This window comes from Amycolatopsis sp. WQ 127309, from assembly GCF_023023025.1.
Lineage (GTDB): Bacteria > Actinomycetota > Actinomycetes > Mycobacteriales > Pseudonocardiaceae > Amycolatopsis.
On the sequence record NZ_CP095481.1, the window covers coordinates 10,819,951 to 10,835,834 of the forward strand.

At 71.0% G+C, this 15,884-nt stretch carries 18 protein-coding genes; 11 read left to right on the forward strand and 7 right to left on the reverse strand.

The genetic code is table 11. From position 1 onward, the window contains the following. Positions 1-39 precede the first annotated feature (39 nt). The gene (locus MUY22_RS48030; protein ID WP_247055108.1) at positions 40-1,263 is read left to right on the forward strand and encodes a type I restriction endonuclease; all 1,224 of its coding nucleotides are present in this window, start codon (positions 40-42) and stop codon (positions 1,261-1,263) included. Here MUY22_RS48030 and MUY22_RS48035 read toward each other — a convergent pair. The 4 genes from MUY22_RS48035 to MUY22_RS48050 all read right to left on the reverse strand — a co-directional run bounded on the left by MUY22_RS48035 (position 1,169) and on the right by MUY22_RS48050 (position 4,036). Further along, positions 1,169-2,398 (reverse strand): serine hydrolase, encoded by a 1,230-nt coding sequence (locus MUY22_RS48035; RefSeq protein ID WP_247055110.1) that lies wholly within the window; start codon positions 2,396-2,398, stop codon positions 1,169-1,171. The genes MUY22_RS48030 and MUY22_RS48035 overlap by 95 nt on opposite strands. A gap of 9 nt (positions 2,399-2,407) precedes the next feature. Then, positions 2,408-3,220, reverse strand: a complete 813-nt coding sequence (locus MUY22_RS48040) for a siderophore-interacting protein (RefSeq protein ID WP_247055111.1) — start codon at positions 3,218-3,220, stop codon at positions 2,408-2,410. A gap of 67 nt (positions 3,221-3,287) precedes the next feature. Beyond that, positions 3,288-3,623: a hypothetical protein gene (locus MUY22_RS48045; protein WP_247055112.1), complete on the reverse strand. Its 336-nt coding sequence runs from the start codon at positions 3,621-3,623 to the stop codon at positions 3,288-3,290. Further along, positions 3,620-4,036, reverse strand: coding sequence for an SgcJ/EcaC family oxidoreductase (locus tag MUY22_RS48050; RefSeq protein WP_247055113.1), 417 nt, complete (start codon positions 4,034-4,036; stop codon positions 3,620-3,622). Before MUY22_RS48050 ends, MUY22_RS48045 begins: the two co-directional genes overlap by 4 nt. A 112-nt stretch (positions 4,037-4,148) precedes the next feature. On the opposite strand from MUY22_RS48050, the gene MUY22_RS48055 reads away from it, so the two are divergent. Continuing rightward, a complete protein-coding gene (locus MUY22_RS48055) occupies positions 4,149-4,856 on the forward strand; it encodes a TetR/AcrR family transcriptional regulator (RefSeq protein ID WP_247055114.1) in 708 nt (235 codons plus the stop codon). 3 nt (positions 4,857-4,859) lie between these two features. Here the strand turns inward: MUY22_RS48055 and MUY22_RS48060 are convergent, their stop codons facing one another. Further along, positions 4,860-5,780, reverse strand: a complete 921-nt coding sequence (locus tag MUY22_RS48060; protein WP_247055115.1) for an NADP-dependent oxidoreductase — start codon at positions 5,778-5,780, stop codon at positions 4,860-4,862. A gap of 243 nt (positions 5,781-6,023) precedes the next feature. Further along, a complete protein-coding gene (hemW, locus tag MUY22_RS48065; protein ID WP_371827561.1) occupies positions 6,024-7,256 on the reverse strand; it encodes a radical SAM family heme chaperone HemW in 1,233 nt (410 codons plus the stop codon). Positions 7,257-7,514: 258 nt separating this feature from the next. On the opposite strand from hemW, the gene MUY22_RS49910 reads away from it, so the two are divergent. From MUY22_RS49910 to MUY22_RS48105, 9 genes are all read left to right on the forward strand, one after another. Further along, positions 7,515-7,601: a putative leader peptide gene (locus tag MUY22_RS49910; RefSeq protein WP_371827718.1), complete on the forward strand. Its 87-nt coding sequence runs from the start codon at positions 7,515-7,517 to the stop codon at positions 7,599-7,601. A 100-nt stretch (positions 7,602-7,701) separates the two neighbouring features. Next, a complete protein-coding gene (locus MUY22_RS48070; protein ID WP_247055117.1) occupies positions 7,702-9,396 on the forward strand; it encodes a nitrite/sulfite reductase in 1,695 nt (564 codons plus the stop codon). Continuing rightward, positions 9,393-9,548: an Insertion element protein gene (locus tag MUY22_RS48075; RefSeq protein ID WP_247055118.1), complete on the forward strand. Its 156-nt coding sequence runs from the start codon at positions 9,393-9,395 to the stop codon at positions 9,546-9,548. The genes MUY22_RS48070 and MUY22_RS48075 overlap by 4 nt, the downstream gene beginning before the upstream one ends. Continuing rightward, positions 9,545-10,240, forward strand: coding sequence for a phosphoadenylyl-sulfate reductase (locus MUY22_RS48080; protein WP_247055119.1), 696 nt, complete (start codon positions 9,545-9,547; stop codon positions 10,238-10,240). The genes MUY22_RS48075 and MUY22_RS48080 overlap by 4 nt, the downstream gene beginning before the upstream one ends. Before the next feature lie 20 nt (positions 10,241-10,260). Further along, the gene (gene cysD / locus MUY22_RS48085) at positions 10,261-11,181 is read left to right on the forward strand and encodes a sulfate adenylyltransferase subunit CysD (protein ID WP_247055120.1); all 921 of its coding nucleotides are present in this window, start codon (positions 10,261-10,263) and stop codon (positions 11,179-11,181) included. Further along, positions 11,181-12,443, forward strand: coding sequence for a sulfate adenylyltransferase subunit 1 (locus MUY22_RS48090; protein ID WP_247055122.1), 1,263 nt, complete (start codon positions 11,181-11,183; stop codon positions 12,441-12,443). The genes cysD and MUY22_RS48090 overlap by 1 nt, the downstream gene beginning before the upstream one ends. After that, positions 12,440-13,183, forward strand: a complete 744-nt coding sequence (locus MUY22_RS48095) for a sirohydrochlorin chelatase (RefSeq protein WP_247055125.1) — start codon at positions 12,440-12,442, stop codon at positions 13,181-13,183. The genes MUY22_RS48090 and MUY22_RS48095 overlap by 4 nt, the downstream gene beginning before the upstream one ends. 193 nt (positions 13,184-13,376) lie before the next feature. Continuing rightward, positions 13,377-14,006: a cyclase gene (locus MUY22_RS48100; RefSeq protein ID WP_247055128.1), complete on the forward strand. Its 630-nt coding sequence runs from the start codon at positions 13,377-13,379 to the stop codon at positions 14,004-14,006. Positions 14,007-14,070: 64 nt separating this feature from the next. Then, entirely contained in the window at positions 14,071-14,583 is a 513-nt protein-coding gene (locus MUY22_RS48105) for a DUF3291 domain-containing protein (protein ID WP_247055130.1), read from the forward strand. A gap of 1 nt (position 14,584) precedes the next feature. Here the strand turns inward: MUY22_RS48105 and MUY22_RS48110 are convergent, their stop codons facing one another. After that, the gene (locus MUY22_RS48110; RefSeq protein ID WP_247055132.1) at positions 14,585-15,865 is read right to left on the reverse strand and encodes a S9 family peptidase; all 1,281 of its coding nucleotides are present in this window, start codon (positions 15,863-15,865) and stop codon (positions 14,585-14,587) included. Positions 15,866-15,884 lie beyond the last annotated feature (19 nt).

Sequence of the window (15,884 nt, forward strand, 5' to 3'; positions counted from 1 at the left end):
TCTGGCGCTTGATCAGTTCCCGCAGAGATCGGCACCGGCATGGACATCGCGGAGCGCGCGCAAGCACTCGCCCTGAAGATCCGCAAGCACAAGGACGGCATCGAGACCGAAGAGGCGACCAAGAACGCCTTCGTGATGCCGTTCATCAGCACCGTGCTCGGCTACGACGTGTTCAACCCGGCCGAGGTGATCCCCGAGTTCACCGCCGACGTGGGCACCAAGCGGGGCGAGAAGATCGACTACGCGATCGTGCACAACGGGCAGGTGCAGGTCCTCGTCGAGGCGAAGAAGATCAACGACCCGCTCAAGATCGAGCACGCGTCGCAGCTCTTCCGCTACTTCGCCGTCACGAACGCGCGGATCGCCGTGCTGACCAACGGGCAGGTCTACCAGTTCTACACCGACCTCGACGCGCCGAACCGGATGGACGCCAAGCCGTTCCTGGTGATGGACTTCTCGGACATCGACGAGACCCTGCTGCCCGAACTGGCGAAGCTCACGAAGGAGGACTTCGACCTCGACTCGGTCATCAGCGCGGCCGGCGAGCTGAAGTACATCGGGCAGCTGAAGCGGATCCTCGCGGCGCAGTTCAAGGAGCCGGAGGACGAGTGGGTGAAGTTCCTGACGACGCGGGTCTACGAAGGGGCGTTCACCCAGCGCGTGCGCGAGCAGTTCGGCCCGCTGGTGAGCAAGGCGACCCGCCAGTTCCTGAACGAGCAGGTCAACGACCGCCTGAAGAACGCCTCGGCGGGCCCGACGCCTACGTCAGCGTCTCGGGTGGCGCCGCATCGCAGCCGGAGCAGCCCGAACCGCCGGCCGCCGAAAGCCCCGAGCGCGACGACGACCTCGTCACCACCGAAGAAGAGCTGGAGGGCTACCGGGTCGTCCGCGCCATCGTCTGCGGCGAGGTGCCGGCCGCGAGGATCGCCGCGCGCGACACCAAGACCTACTTCGGCGTGCTGCTCGACGACAACAACCGCAAGCCCATCGCGCGGCTGTGGTTCAACCGCTCGAAGAAGTACCTCGGCGTCTTCGACGAGAACAAGGCCGAAACCCGGATCCCGATCACGAGCGTGGAAGAGATCTACACCCACGCCGACCACCTGCGACGAACGGTGGCGCGGTACGTGGCCGCACCCCCGATCGCCACCGACGTCGTCGAAGAACCTCAGTCCACGAGTGCTTGATAGACCAGCTGCCGCAGCTGGGGCCGCAGCCGGTAGGTGCTCGACGGCAGCAGCTGCGTGTAGAAGCCCACCGTGATGTCCGCGGCCGGGTCCACCCAGAACGCGGTCGAAGCCGCGCCGCCCCAGGCGAACTCGCCGGCCGACGAGATCGTCCGGGCCTTCACCGGGTCCTCCAGCACCGAGAACCCGAGGCCGAAACCGTGGCCGTCGAACGGCATCTCCGCGAACAGCGGCCGGCCGTACGCCTCCAGGTCCACGTGGCCCGGCAGGTGGTTGCTCGACATCAACGACACCGTCCGCGGGGACAGCAACCGGACGTCGTCGAGAACTCCGCCACGCAGCAGCATTTCGGAGAAACGCCAGTAGTCCGACGCCGACGACACCAGACCGCCGCCGCCCGAGAGGCACGTGGGGCGGGACGTGCCCAGTGCTCCGAACGCGTCGTTCCTCAAGATCCCGCCAGAAGACGGGTCCGGTAGGTACATCGCCGCCAGGCGGTCGGTGTCGGTGGTGAAGAAACCCGTGTCCGTCATGCCCAGCGGGCCGAAGATGCGGGAGGCGAAGAACTCGTCCAGCGACTGGCCGGACACCACCTCGACGACGCGGCCGAGGACGTCCGTCGCGATCGAGTAGTTCCACTCCGCGCCCGGCTGGAACAGCAGCGGCAGCTTCGCCCACTGCTCGGAACACGCGGCCAGGTCCAGACCCGGCGGGGTGCCCCACTCGAAGCCGGCCGCGCGGTAGATCGCGTCCACCGGGTGGCCGTGGTGGAAGCCGTACGTCAGGCCCGCCGTGTGCGTCAGCAGGTGCCACACCCGGATCGGGGCCGTGGCGGGCTCGGTCAGCGGCTTCAGCGCCGATCCCTTGACGAACACCCGCGGCGACGCGAACTCCGGCAGCCACCGCGAGATCGGGTCGTCCAGCTCCAGGAGACCCTCTTCGGCGAGGATCATCGCGGCGACCGACGTGATCGGCTTGGTCATCGAGAAGATCCGCCAGAGCGTGTCCGGCTCGACCGGCAGCCCGGCCTCGACGTCGCGATGGCCGCCGCTGCCGACGTGCACGACCTTGCCGTGCCTGCTCACCACCGCGAGCCAGCCGGGCAACCGTCCATTGTCGACATACCGGGCGAAGTGGTCGTCGATCCGCTTCAGCCGCGCCGCGTCGAACCCGGCCTCGGCCGGGTCGACGTCTACCTTCAGCTCACCCATGCAGCGAGGTTACTTCTCCCGCGCGCGCTCGGCCGCTTTCTCTTCACGCCAGGCTTCGTCGTCCTTGCCGACGCGCCAGTAGCCGGAGATCGACAGCAGCTCGCGCCGCACGCCCCGCTCGTCGAGCAGGTACCGGCGCAGGTCGCGGACGAAGCCCGCCTCACCGTGCACGAACGCCTGCACGACGCCCTCACGCCACGGCAGCGCCTTCACCGCCGCGGCGACGTCGCCGCCCGACGCGCGGTGCAGCCAGGTGATCTGCGCGTCCGCCTTCGTGACCAGCGCCTGCTCTTCGCTCGCGTCCTCGACCAGGATCACGGCGTGCGCCGGGACGCCGGCCGGGAGCGCCTCGAGCGACGCCGCGATGGCCGGCAGCGCGCTCTCGTCGCCGGCCAGCAGGTGCCAGCCGGCGTCGGCGCCCGGCGCGTACGCGCCACCCGGGCCGGACAGCAGCAGCTCGTCGCCGGGCTGCGCCGAGGCCGCCCACGGGCCGGCGATGCCTTCGTCACCGTGGTGCACGAAGTCGAAGACCAGCTCGCCGGCCTGCGGGTCGAACGCCCGGACCGTGTAGGACCGCATCCGCGGCCACTGCTCGCGCGGGAGCGTGGCCCGGATCTCCTGGACGTCGAACGGCTCCGGGTACACGACGCCGGGCACCTTGAACAGGACCTTCACGTAGGCGTCCGTGAAGGCGTTGGGCGCGAAGCCGGCGATGCCGTCCCCGCCCGCGACGATCCGGATCATGTGCGGGGTGAGCCGCTCGGTGCGCAGCACGCGCAGCTTCACCGCGGGCCGTCCGGACCGCCGGGGTGCTTCGGCCATCGGCCAACTCCTCGCTCAGGTACTAAGGCTTACCTAAGTCACCCTACGCGCCGGATCGCGCCCCCGGCTACTCCGGTCCGCCCAGCTCCCGCAGCAACCCGACGAATCCGGCAGCCACCTTTTCGCGGTACCCCAGGAAGAACCGATTGGCCAGCGGCACGCCCCACCGGCCCCACTCGGCCGCGTTGACCACCCGGTGCTCGACCCGGCTGCCGGCCGGATCGGCGGTCACGCGGTACTCGCCGCGGTACCACCAGCCGCCCTGCACGGCGACGAAACCGCGGTCCGCGTCGAAGTCCACGCGCATCGGGTGACCGCCCGCGGTCAGCCACCCGCGCAGCCGCTCGAACACCTCGTCCGGCGGCCGCGGAACCACCCCGGCCGCCTCCGCAAGCGTTTTCACCCGCGCGGATCCGAGACGCGGGTGTTCTGGAACGCCGTGATCAGCCATTCGCCGTCCTCCTCGACCAGCGCGAAACCGACGGTGGATTCACGGCCGGCGTCGGCGGTCTCGCCGCCGCCGAGCGAGGAGCCGCCGCCCACCACGGCGATGGCGACGTCCGGGCGAATGAACCGCACCTTGGTCTCGGCGCCGAGGTTCCCGGTCAGCTTCGAGCCCTTCAACGGCCCTTCGAAGAGCGCGCGGTGCCCGCTCTCGATCGCGGCCCGGCCGGGCATGTTCAGCCCGAAGAAGGTGATGTAGTCCGCGTCTTCGGTGAAGAGCCGGCCGTACGCGGCGGCGTCGCCGTCGTTCCAGGCCTGCGTGAGCCGGTCGAGCACGGCGCGGACGTCGGCTTCGGCGGTGGTCGTGGTCATGAGAGATCCCCTTTGCGAACGCTGTTCGTGTTACGAACACCGTTCTACATACGAACGCCGTTCGCGTCAAGTACAGTGTTCGTTACGTTCGTGAACCCCCAGGAGGTGCTCGTTGACCGTTCCCCCGCCGCCGTGGCGCCGCGCCCCGCGCCGCCGCGCCGCGAAACCCGCGCTCTCGCAGGAGCTCGTCGTCAAGACGGCGCTGGAGGTCCTGGCGAAGGAGGGCTTCGACGCGGTGACGATGCGCCGGGTCGCGCAGGAGCTGGAGACGGGACCCGCGTCGCTCTACGCGCACGTGTCGAACAAGGACGAGCTGGCGGAGCTGATGCTCGACGCCGTCCTGGGCGACCTGCCGCTGCCGGAGCCCGACCCGGCCCGCTGGGACGAGCAGGTGAAAGAGCTGGTCGAGGCGCAGATCCGGGCGATGGTCGCGCACCCGGGCATCGCGCGGGTGGCGTGGAACATCGCCGTGCCCGTCAATCCCAGCTCACTGCACCAGGGCGAGGCGATGCTCGCGCTGCTGCGCGCGGGCGGGCTCGACCTCAAGCAGGCGAGCTTCGCGGGCGACGCGCTTTCGCTCTACGCCAAGGCGTACGCCTACGAAGCGAGCGGCTGGACGTGGGGCGAGATCGACGCCGACGACGTCTCCGAGCGCGGGAAGCAGATGCTGGCCTACATGCGGTCGCTGCCCGCCGACGCGTTCCCGAACATGCTGCTCATGGGCGAGTTCTTCACCGAGGAGACCGCGGCCGAGCGGCTCGAGTTCGCGCTCGACGTGTTCCTGGCCGGCGTGAAGGTGGTCGCGGCCAGGAACACGTGAGCGTCAGGGGACCAGGACGATCTTGCCGCGCGTGTGGCGCTGCTCCAGCTCGAGGTAGGCGTGCTGCACCTCGTCGAGCGGGTACACGCTCGCGATCGGCACCTCCAGCAGGCCCTTGGCGATCAGCGTCGCCAGCTCGCGCAGGACGTCCGCAGACGACGCAGCGGCGCTGCCCTCGGCCTTCACGTTGTACTTCTCGGCCGCGGCGAAGTCGATGATCGTGTCGATCCGGCCCGCGTAGACGCCGAGGCGCAGCGCGAGGTCCACGTAGCCGGAGCCGTAGGTGTCGACGAACGCCTGGACGCCGTTCGGCGCCACGGCCTTGATCCGGTCTTCGACGCCCTCGCCGTAGGCGACCGGGACGACGTCGAGCTTGCGCAGCCACGCGTGGTTCGCCTCGCTCGCGAGGCCGATCACCGTGGCCCCGGACAGCTTCGCGAGCTGCACGGCCAGCGAGCCGACCCCGCCCGCGGCCCCCGAGACGACGACCGTCTCGCCTTCACGCGGGTACACCGCGCGCACCGCGGCGTACGCGGTGGCACCGGCGACGAACAGCGAACCGGCCGCTTCCCAGGACACGCCGTCGGGGCGCGGCGTCAGGTTCTCCGCCGGCGCCACGACGAACTCCGCCTGGCTGGACCGGGTCTCGACGAAGCCGATGACCTCGTCGCCGACCTCGATCTCCTCGACGCCTTCGCCGAGTTCGGCGACCACGCCCGCGAAGTCGCTGCCCTGGCCCGAAGGGAAGGTCGCCGGCCAGCGGTCGTGCAGCAGCCCGCGTCTGATCGAGCTCTCCCCGGGGTTGATCCCGGCAGCACGCACCTCGACGAGCACCTGGCCCGGTCCGGGCGCGGGCCGCGGGACGTCTTCCACCCGCAGGACGTCCGCTTCGCCGTACTCGCCGAACCTGATCGCGCGCGCCATGGGCCCTCCTCGAACGTCGTTGCTTGATGCAAGTAACGACGTGCACCGGAGATTTATGCCCGAGACGATCAAGCGGCTCGCTCCCACCGAGCTGCTATCAGCCGGTTCGCGAGTGGTGCTCAGTACCGCTGACGGGCCGCACCGTCGAGTAACTCGGCCACGCTCCGGCGGGGCCGGACACCGATCGCGTCGCTTCCCCGGGCTCCCGCTTCCACGATCCGCCACCGGCCGGGCAAGGGGACCTCAGCCCGCGAGCCGGCGGACGACACCGTCGGCCAGCAGGCGGCCGCGGTCGGTCAGCACCGCGCGGCCGCGGGAGTCCAATGCGGACGGATCGAGCAGCCCTTCGGCCGCCGCCGCCCGGGCCTGCGCCAGGCCCGGCTCGTCCAGCACGTCCAGCGGCAGTCCTTCGGCGACGCGCAGTTCGAGCATGATCCGTTCGAGGTGCTGGTCGTCGTCGGTGAGCACCTCGCGCCCGCCCGCGGGCGAGTCGCCGGCGGCGAGCAGCGACGTGTAGCGCGCCGGGTGCTTGACGTTCCACCAGCGCACCCCGCCGACGTGGCTGTGCGCGCCCGGCCCGGCGCCCCACCAGTCGTCACCGCGCCAGTAGGCGAGGTTGTGGCGGCAGCGGGCGGCGTCGGTGGCCGCCCAGTTCGACACCTCGTACCAGCTCAGGCCGGCCGCCGACAGGGTCGCGTCGATCATCTCGTAGTCCGCGGCCAGCACGTCGTCGTCCGGCGCGGGCAGCTCGCCGCGGCGGACGCGGCGGGCCAGCGCCGTGCCCTCCTCGACGATCAGCGCGTACGCCGAGACGTGGTCGACCCCGGCGGCCAGCACGGCCTCCAGCGTCGCCTGCAGGTCTTCGCGGCGCTCGCCCGGCGTGCCGTAGATCACGTCCAGGTTCACGTGCTCGAACCCGGCCGCGCGCGCTTCCGCGGCGGCCTTCCCCGGCCGGCCGGGCGTGTGCACGCGGTCGAGGATCTTGAGCACGTGCCGCGCCGCGGACTGCATGCCCAGGGACACCCGCGTGTAGCCGGCCTCGCGGATCCCGGCGAAGAACTCGGGCGACGTCGACTCCGGGTTGGACTCGGTGGTGACCTCGGCGCCGGGCGCGAGGCCGAAGACGTCGCGGACGGCGTCGAGCACCGACCGCAGGCCGTCGGCGCCGAGCAGCGACGGCGTGCCGCCCCCGACGAAGACCGTCTCCGCGGCGGGCGGCACGACCAGCACCTTGGCGGCCAGCTCCAGCTCCCGGCGCAGCCCTTCCAGCCACGACTGCGGTGACGAGCCGGAGTCCAGCTCGCCCGCGGTGTAGGTGTTGAAGTCGCAGTAGCCGCAGCGGGTCGCGCAGAACGGGACGTGCACGTAGACGCCGAACGCTCTGCTGCCGAGACCCTTCAGCGCGCTTTCCGGCAAGGCCGGGTCGATCGGTGTGGCGGGGTCGGGACGCAGGTCAGGCACCCTCCGATTGTCCACCCCGCCGCGGCCTGGCCCCCGCCGAGGGCCCGTTCGGGTCAACGCCGTTCACCCACGCCGGGCCGGACGAGAGCCACTGCGCTGTCCGGCCCCCACCGACCCGGCCGTCGAGCGGTTGACACCGGCCGCGGCGGGCCTGGCGCGTCCGAGGCGCAGGTCGAGGGTCCGCCGGGCGGCGCGTTCTCGCTGGTTAGTGACCCTTCTCCCACCATCCGGACAGGCCTGGACCACATTGTGGACGCGTGGCACGCTGAGCGGGTGACTTCTGCCGGTGTTCTCCTCGTGGCGCGCCGCCACGTCGACCTCCTGCGGGTCGCCAGTGCCCTCTGCGTGCCCGTTCGCTGACTGCGTCGCCACCACTGCCACGAAATCTGGACAGCGGCGCCGGAGGGAAGGTGTTTTCGCGTCCCCCGGTGCCACGAAAAGCCTCTCGGAGGACGCCCCCATGGCCTCGCCAACGCGTGATACCCCCGCCCGCCCCGCGCGCGTCAAGCAGAAGCGCGGCGAAGGGCAGTGGGCGCTCGGTTACCGGGAGCCGCTGAACCCGAACGAGCGGTCCAAGAAGGACGACAACCCGCTCAACGTGCGCGCGCGGATCGAGAACATCTACGCCCACCGCGGGTTCGACGCCATCGACCCCGGCGACCTGCGCGGCCGGTTCCGCTGGTTCGGCCTCTACACCCAGCGCAAGCCCGGCATCGACGGCGGCCGCACCGCGACGCTGGAGCCGGAGGAGCTGGACGACCGCTACTTCATGCTGCGCGTCCGGCTCGACGGCGGCGCGCTGAGCACCGAGCAGCTCGCCGTGCTCGGCGAGATCTCCCAGACCCACGCGCGCGGCACCGCCGACATCACCGACCGGCAGAACATCCAGTACCACTGGATCCGGATCGAAGACGTGCCGACGATCTGGGACAAGCTCGAGAAGTCCGGCATGACCACGATGGAGGCCTGCGGCGACAGCCCGCGCGTCATCCTCGGCTCCCCCGTCGCGGGCATCGCGGCGGACGAGGTCATCGACGGCACGCCGGCGATCGACGAGATCAAGCGCCGCTACATCGGCGACCCGGCCTACTCGAACCTGCCGCGCAAGTTCAAGACCGCCATCTCCGGCCAGTCCGACGTCGCGCACGAGATCCACGACATCGCGTTCGTCGGCGTCAACCACCCCGAGCACGGTCCCGGCTTCGACCTCTGGGTCGGCGGCGGCCTGTCCACGAACCCGATGATCGGGCAGCGCCTCGGCGCCTGGGTGCCGCGCGACGAGATCCCGGACGTCTGGGAAGGCGTCATCTCGCTGTTCCGCGACTACGGCTACCGGCGGCTGCGCGCCCGCGCCCGGATCAAGTTCCTGGTCAAGGACTGGGGCGCCGGGAAGTTCCGCCAGGTGCTGCAGGACGAGTACCTCAAGCGTGAGCTGATCGACGGCCCGGCGCCCGAGACGCCCGCGGCCCCGATCGACCACGTCGGGGTGCACCCGCAGGTCGACGGCAAGTTCTACGTCGGCGCGGCGCCGATCGCCGGGCGCGTCTCCGGTGACACGCTCGTCGCCGTCGCCGCGGCCGCCGAGCGGGCCGGGTCGAACCGGGTCCGGCTCACCCCGCAGCAGAAGCTCGTCGTGCTCGACGTCCCCGAGGCGCAGGTGCCGGCGCTGCAGGCGGCGCTGGTGGAGCTGGGTCTCGACAGCAACCCGTCGCCGTGGCGGCGCGGGGTGATGGCCTGCACCGGGCTGGAGTTCTGCAAACTCGCGATCGTCGAGACGAAGGCCCGCGCGCAGCAGCTGGTCACGGACCTGGAGAAGTCCCTCGCGGACATCCAGGCCGAGCTGGACACCCCGGTCAGCGTGCACCTCAACGGCTGCCCCAACTCCTGCGCGCGGATCCAGACCGCGGACATCGGCCTCAAGGGCCAGATCGTCACCGACGCCGACGGCAACCAGGTCGAGGGCTTCCAGGTGCACCTCGGCGGCGGCCTCGGCCTCGACGCCGGGTTCGGCCGGAAGCTGCGCGGGCACAAGGTGACCGCGGCGGAGCTGACCGGGTACGTCGAACGCGTCGTGCGCGCCTACGTCGCCGGGCGCGAGCCCGGTGAGCGGTTCCCGCAGTGGGCGGCGCGCGCCGAAGAGAGCGTCCTGCAGTGACGAGCACCGAACGCGCGGCGCCGTACTACTGCCCGTACTGCGGCGACGAGGACCTGCGCCCGGAAGAGAACGGCGGCTGGCTGTGTTCCGCTTGTCGCCGGGTCTTCTCGGTGAAGTTCCTCGGACTGTCCCTCCCGGAGGTGTCCCGATGACCGCCACAGCCGACCACAAGACCCTCGCCGAACGCGCTTCGAAGGAACTCGCGGACGCGACCGCGGACGAGGCGATCCGCTGGACCGTCGACACGTTCGGCGACGACTTCATCGTCGCGTCCAACATGCAGGACGCCGTGCTGATCGACCTCGCCACGAAGGCGAAGTCCGATGTGGACGTTCTGTTCCTGGAGACCGGGTACCACTTCGCCGAGACGATCGGCACCCGCGACGCGGTGCAGGCCGTCTACCCGAACGTCAGGATCGTCAACGCGCAGGCCGAGCAGAGCGTCGCCGAGCAGGACGCCGAGTACGGTGAGAAGCTGCACGACCGCGACCCGACGCAGTGCTGCAACCTGCGCAAGGTCGTGCCGCTGCGCAAGACCCTCGGTGGCTACTCGGCGTGGATCACCGGCGTCCGCCGGGTCGACGCGCCGACCCGCGCGAACACCCCGATCGTCACCTGGGACGACCGCAACGGCCTGGTGAAGATCAACCCGATCGCGGCGTGGACCGACGACGAGTTCAACGGCTACATCGCCGAGCACGGGATCCTCGAGAACCCGCTGGTCTCGATCGGCTACCTCTCGATCGGCTGCGCGCCCTGCACGGCCAGGGTCGAGCCGGGCCAGGACGCCCGCAGCGGCCGGTGGGCCGGGCAGAGCAAGACCGAGTGCGGACTGCACGGCTGATGTCAGACACCGAGGGACGCATGACGACTCTGGAACCCGCGGCCGACGCGGCACAGGACAACCTGGCCGCGCTGGAATCCGAAGCGATCCACATCTTCCGGGAGGTGGCCGGCGAGTTCGACCGCCCGGTGATCCTCTTCTCCGGCGGCAAGGACTCGACGCTGCTGCTGCACCTGGCGATCAAGGCGTTCTGGCCGGCGCCGGTGCCGTTCCCGCTGCTGCACGTCGACACCGGGCACAACTTCGACGAGGTCATCGAGTTCCGCGACCGCGTCGTCGAGCAGCACGGGTTGCGCCTGGTCGTCGCGAAGGTCCAGGACTGGATCGACGACGGGCGCCTGGAGGAACGCGCCGACGGGATGCGCAACCCGTTGCAGACCACGCCGTTGCTCGACACCATCTCGGCGAACAAGTTCGACGCCGTGTTCGGCGGCGGCCGCCGCGACGAGGAGCGCGCCCGGGCCAAGGAGCGGATCTTCAGCCTCCGCAACTCTTTCGGCCAGTGGGAGCCGCGGCGCCAGCGGCCCGAGCTGTGGAACCTCTACAACGGCCGGCACCGCCCGGGCGAGCAGGTCCGCGTCTTCCCGCTGTCCAACTGGACCGAAGCGGACGTCTGGAACTACATCGCCCGCGAGAAGGTCGAGCTGCCGTCGATCTACTACGCGCACCAGCGCGAGGTGTACCTGCGCGACGGCATGTGGCTCGCCGAAGGCCCGTGGGGCGGACCGTGGCCGGGCGAAGAGGTCCGTGAGCGGACCGTGCGCTACCGGACCGTCGGCGACGGCTCGTGCACCGGCGCGATCGAGTCCACCGCGAGCACCGTCGAAGAGGTCATCGCCGAGGTGTCCGCCTCGCGGCTCACCGAGCGCGGCGCCACCCGCGCCGACGACCGGATGTCCGAGGCGGCCATGGAAGACCGCAAGCGTGAGGGGTACTTCTGATGTCCAGCCTGCTACGGCTCGCGACGGCCGGGAGCGTCGACGACGGGAAGTCCACGCTCGTCGGGCGGCTGCTCTACGACACGAAGTCCGTGCTGGCCGACCAGCTGGACGCCGTCACCCGCGCGTCCGTCGACAAGGGACTGTCCACACCGGACCTGTCCCTGCTCGTCGACGGCCTGCGCTCGGAACGCGAGCAGGGCATCACCATCGACGTCGCCTACCGCTACTTCGCGACGCCGAAGCGGTCTTTCGTGCTGGCCGACACCCCGGGGCACGTGCAGTACACGCGCAACACCGTCACCGGCGCGTCGACCGCGCAGCTGGCCGTGCTGCTGGTCGACGCGCGCAAGGGCGTCATCGAGCAGACCCGGCGGCACGCGGCCGTGCTCGCGCTGCTCGGCGTGCCGCAGCTGGTGCTGGCGGTGAACAAGATCGACCTCGTCGGCTACGACGAAGCGACGTTCACGGTGATCGCCGAAGAGTTCGCCACGCACGCCGAATCCCTGGGCTACCAGCGTGGTTCGGTGCTCGCGGTCCCGGTGTCCGCGCTGGAAGGCGACAACGTCGCGTCGCGGTCGGACCGGACGCCGTGGTACTCCGGCCCGAGCCTGCTGGAGCACCTGGAAGAGGTGCCGGTCGCGCCCGACCCGCACGACTCGGCGCTGCGGTTCCCGGTGCAGTACGTCATCCGCCCGCGCACGCCCGAGTACCCGGACTACCGCGGGTACGCGGGCCAGATCGCCGCGGGCACGGTCCGCCCGGGTGACGAGATCGTCGTGCTGCCGCAAGGCATCCGCAGCCGCGTGGAGCGGATCGACACCGCCGACGGCCCGCTCGAAGAGGCCGGTTCCGGGACGTCGGTGACGCTGCTGCTGGCCGACGACATCGACATCTCGCGCGGCGACCTGATCGCGGCCGCGGACTCGCCGCCGGAGGTGACCGACGAGATCACCGGCACGCTGTGCTGGCTGTCGTCCAAGCCGCTCAAGCCGGGCGCGCGGGTGCTGGTCAAGCACGGCGCGCGCACGGTCCAGGCGCTGGTCGGCGAGCTGCACGCGCGGTTCGACGAGCAGAAGCTGGCCAGCGTGGCCGGGCCGGCTTCGCTGGAGCTGAACGACATCGGCCTGGTCACCCTGACGCTGGCCGAGGAGCTGAGCGTCGACGACTACGGCGTCAGCCCGCGCACCGGCGCGTTCCTGGTGATCGACCCGAAGGACGGCGACACCCTGGCCGCCGGGCTGGTGGGTGAGCGGTTCTCGTGACCCCGCCCCTGGTCGCCGTCGCGCACGGCAGCCGCGACCCCCGCTCGGCCACGACCGTGCGGGCGCTCGCCGACGTCGTGCGCACGCGGGCGCCGGGACTGCCGGTGCACGAGTCCTTTTTGGACCTGTCGGCACCGCGGGTGACGGACGTGCTGCGTTCGTTGCACGCGGCGGGGCACCGGACGGCGGTCGTGGTGCCGTTGCTGCTGGGCAGCGCGTTCCACGCCCGGGTCGACCTGCCGGCGCTGGTGTCGTCGGTGACGGCCGAGTGCCCCGGTTTCCGCGTCCAGCTATCGGACGTGCTCGGTGCGGACCCGGCGCTGGAAGCGGTAGCGCTGGACCGGCTTTCCGCGGCCCCGCGGCGGCGCGGCACGGGTGTGCTGCTCAGCGCGGTCGGCTCGTCCAACTCTTCCGCCAATGCCGTCATCGCCGCGGTGGCCGCGCGCTGGGAGGAGCGGCTCGGCCTTCCGGTGAGCGAGGCGTTCGCTTCGGCGACCCAGCCGGACATCCCCACGGCCGCCGCGCGGCTGCGGGACCGCGGCGTGAAGCACCTGATCGTGGCGTCGTGGTTCCTGGCGCCGGGCCTGCTGCCGGACCGGATCGCCCGCTTGGCTCGCGAAGCGGACCCGGGCGCGTTCCTCGCCGCACCGCTGGCGGACGACCCGCGCGTCGCGGACGTCGTGATCGCCCGGTACGCCACCGCCGTCACCGAACTGCTGCGCGCCGGAGCGCACGTCTAGCGCACGCTGAGTGCGCCGGAACGATCACCCGCGAAGATCACCACCGCCAAAAGGCGAGTCTTATTCACATTTCTGTTACCCACCGTGCCTGGGAACGGTAAATCCTTGACGGACTAGTTAACTTGCCGGTAACTATCTAAGCGCTGCGCAGCTCTCGTTCCTCCCCTCCAAAACCGCAGGTAGGTGGATACAGATGAAAGCGCTTCACTTTTCCCGGCTGGCCGCTCTGACCGCGGCCGCGATCCTCCCGCTGGCCCTCGCCGCCCCGGCTTCGGCGGCCACCACCATCGCCTTCGACTGCCAGGCCGACGCCCCGATCATCGGGCCGCAGCAGGTCTCGCTGAACCAGGACGCCGACGTCACCGCGCCCGCCACCGTCGCGCCCGGCGCCGCCTTCGACGTCGTCATCGACCCGGCGCCGAACGAGGTGCCCGGCGAAGTCGCCGGGAACACCGTGAAGAACATCAACACCTTCGCGCTGAAGTTCCCGATCCCCGCCAACTCCACCTACGTCAGTGCCGACCTCACCGGCGGCTCCGGCCTCGGTTCCACCGCACCGGTGATCGCCGTCTCCGGCGGCGTCGCGACCCTGAGCTTCCCCGGCCCGATCGCCGGCGGCGCCACCTTCGAGCTGCCGACCATCACCGCGCACCTGACCGCGGGCGCGTCCGGCACCATCGAGACGAAGCTGTCCGGCACCAGCTACAGCGACCCCGGCCTGACCTTCAAGGCGGTGGCGGGCACCTTCATCGGCGACATCACCGCGCCCACCGCCTGCTTCCCCAACCCCAGCCCGGTCTTCACCACGACGACCATCGGCTGACCATCGGCTGACACCGCGTGAAAAGGCCACCCTGCGGACGGCGAACCGTCCGTAGGGTGGCCTCATGGGGTACGAACTCGCAGAAGTCAACATCGCCCGGATGAAAGCACCGATCGACGATCCGTCCTTCAAGGACTTCGTCGACGCGCTAGAGCCCGTCAACGCCCTCGCCGACGCCGCACCGGGATTCGTCTGGCGGCTGCAGACCGAGGACGACAACGCGATCTCGATCCGCGCCTTCGAATGGGACGTGCGCGGCACGTCCGGTCTCCTGATCAACATGTCCTCCTGGACGTCGGTGGAGACCTTGGCCGCCTTCACGTATTCCCCTGGCCACCTGGCGATCCTCAAGCGTCGCCGCGAGTGGTTCCACCACGTGAAGGACGTGATGACCGCGCTGTGGTGGGTGCCGGCCGGCTACCGGCCGACACCCGCCGACGCCGAAGAGAAGATCAAGCACCTGCGCGCCCACGGGCCGACGCCCGAGGCGTTCACGCTGAAGCAGCACTTCCCCGCCTCGGACGCGGCCGTCGTCGAGGCCCGCGAAGGCGACCCGGACTGGCTCTGCCCGGCCTGAGTCAGGGCAGCAGCAGTCCCCAGTAGAGGGCCCATGGCAGGAAAGCGACACCGGCGGCCACCGGGAGCACCCGGCGGCCGGCCGGTTTCGCCACCGTGAAGCCGAACACCACCACCGTCGCGACGGCCAGCGCCTGCAAGGCCAGCCACGGCAGCGGCCGGCCGAGCAGCACCGGCCCGAAGTCCTTCATCCCCGACGCCTGCGCCCAGCCGAGCAGGGCGAGGAACCCGGCGACGGTCACCAGCCCGAGCCCGCCCAGCCAGCGAGCCCGCCGGACCAGCGCGACCACGAACCCGGCGAGCAGCACGAGCAGCACGATTCCCTGCGCCCACACCGATTCCCACCACGCCAGGGGTGCGAGCGCCTCGGTCGGGCGCTGGGTGAACGACGGCGTCTCGACGTGCACGCCGCGCCGGTCGGCCAGCCACGCCCCGACGGCCGCGGGATAACCCGGCACGACGCGCGGCAGCCGGTCGAACCCGGCGTCGGTGGTCGCGTAGAGGTCGGGACCGCCGTCGGCGACGAACCTGATGGTGTGGTCCGGATTCGCGCGCAGGGCGTCGGCGAAGATCCGCGAGCTCTCCACCGGCGCGTGGCTGACGTCGAAGTCGCCCCACAACGCCAGCATCGGCTGCTTCAGCCGTTCGAGCACCGGCACCGGGTCGTAGTACGCCTCGGGGAACAGCCCGGCGCCGACGGCGAAGCGGGCGCCCTGCACCGGCAGCGTCCGCAGCAGCGAACCCGAGATCCCCTGGTGGCGCAGCACGTTGCCCCAGTACCACGACGTCTGGCGGCCGCCGCCCATCCCGGCCGAGCCCTCGGTGATCACGTACGAGACGGCCGGGGAACGCGTGGCGGCCAGCGGCGCGACCCAGCCGCCTTCGCTGACGCCCCAGACGCCGACGTCCGCCGGGTCGACCCCCGGCTGGGTGCGCAGCGCGCCGACGGCCGCGATGAGGTCGTCGGCCAGCACGCCGTAGTCGCGGCTGGTCTTCGAGTACCCGGTCGTGCGGCGGTCGTAGACCAGGGTGGTGACGCCGAGGCGGGTGAACATCTCGGCCTGCACGCGCAGGTCGTCGCGCACCTGCCAGTCCGAACCGCCCTGCAGGACGATCGCGGACTTCGGCGGGCCGGCCGGGCGGAACACCGTGGCGTGCAACGGGATCCCGCCGGCGCCGGTGAAGGTGAGGTCGTTCGGTGGCTGGGCGGACGCCGTCGACGGCGTGACCGCGCCCAGCAGGAGGACCACGGCGGCGAGCCGTGATTTGCCCCAGGGCAGCATGGAGTGTTCTCCTTGGTTC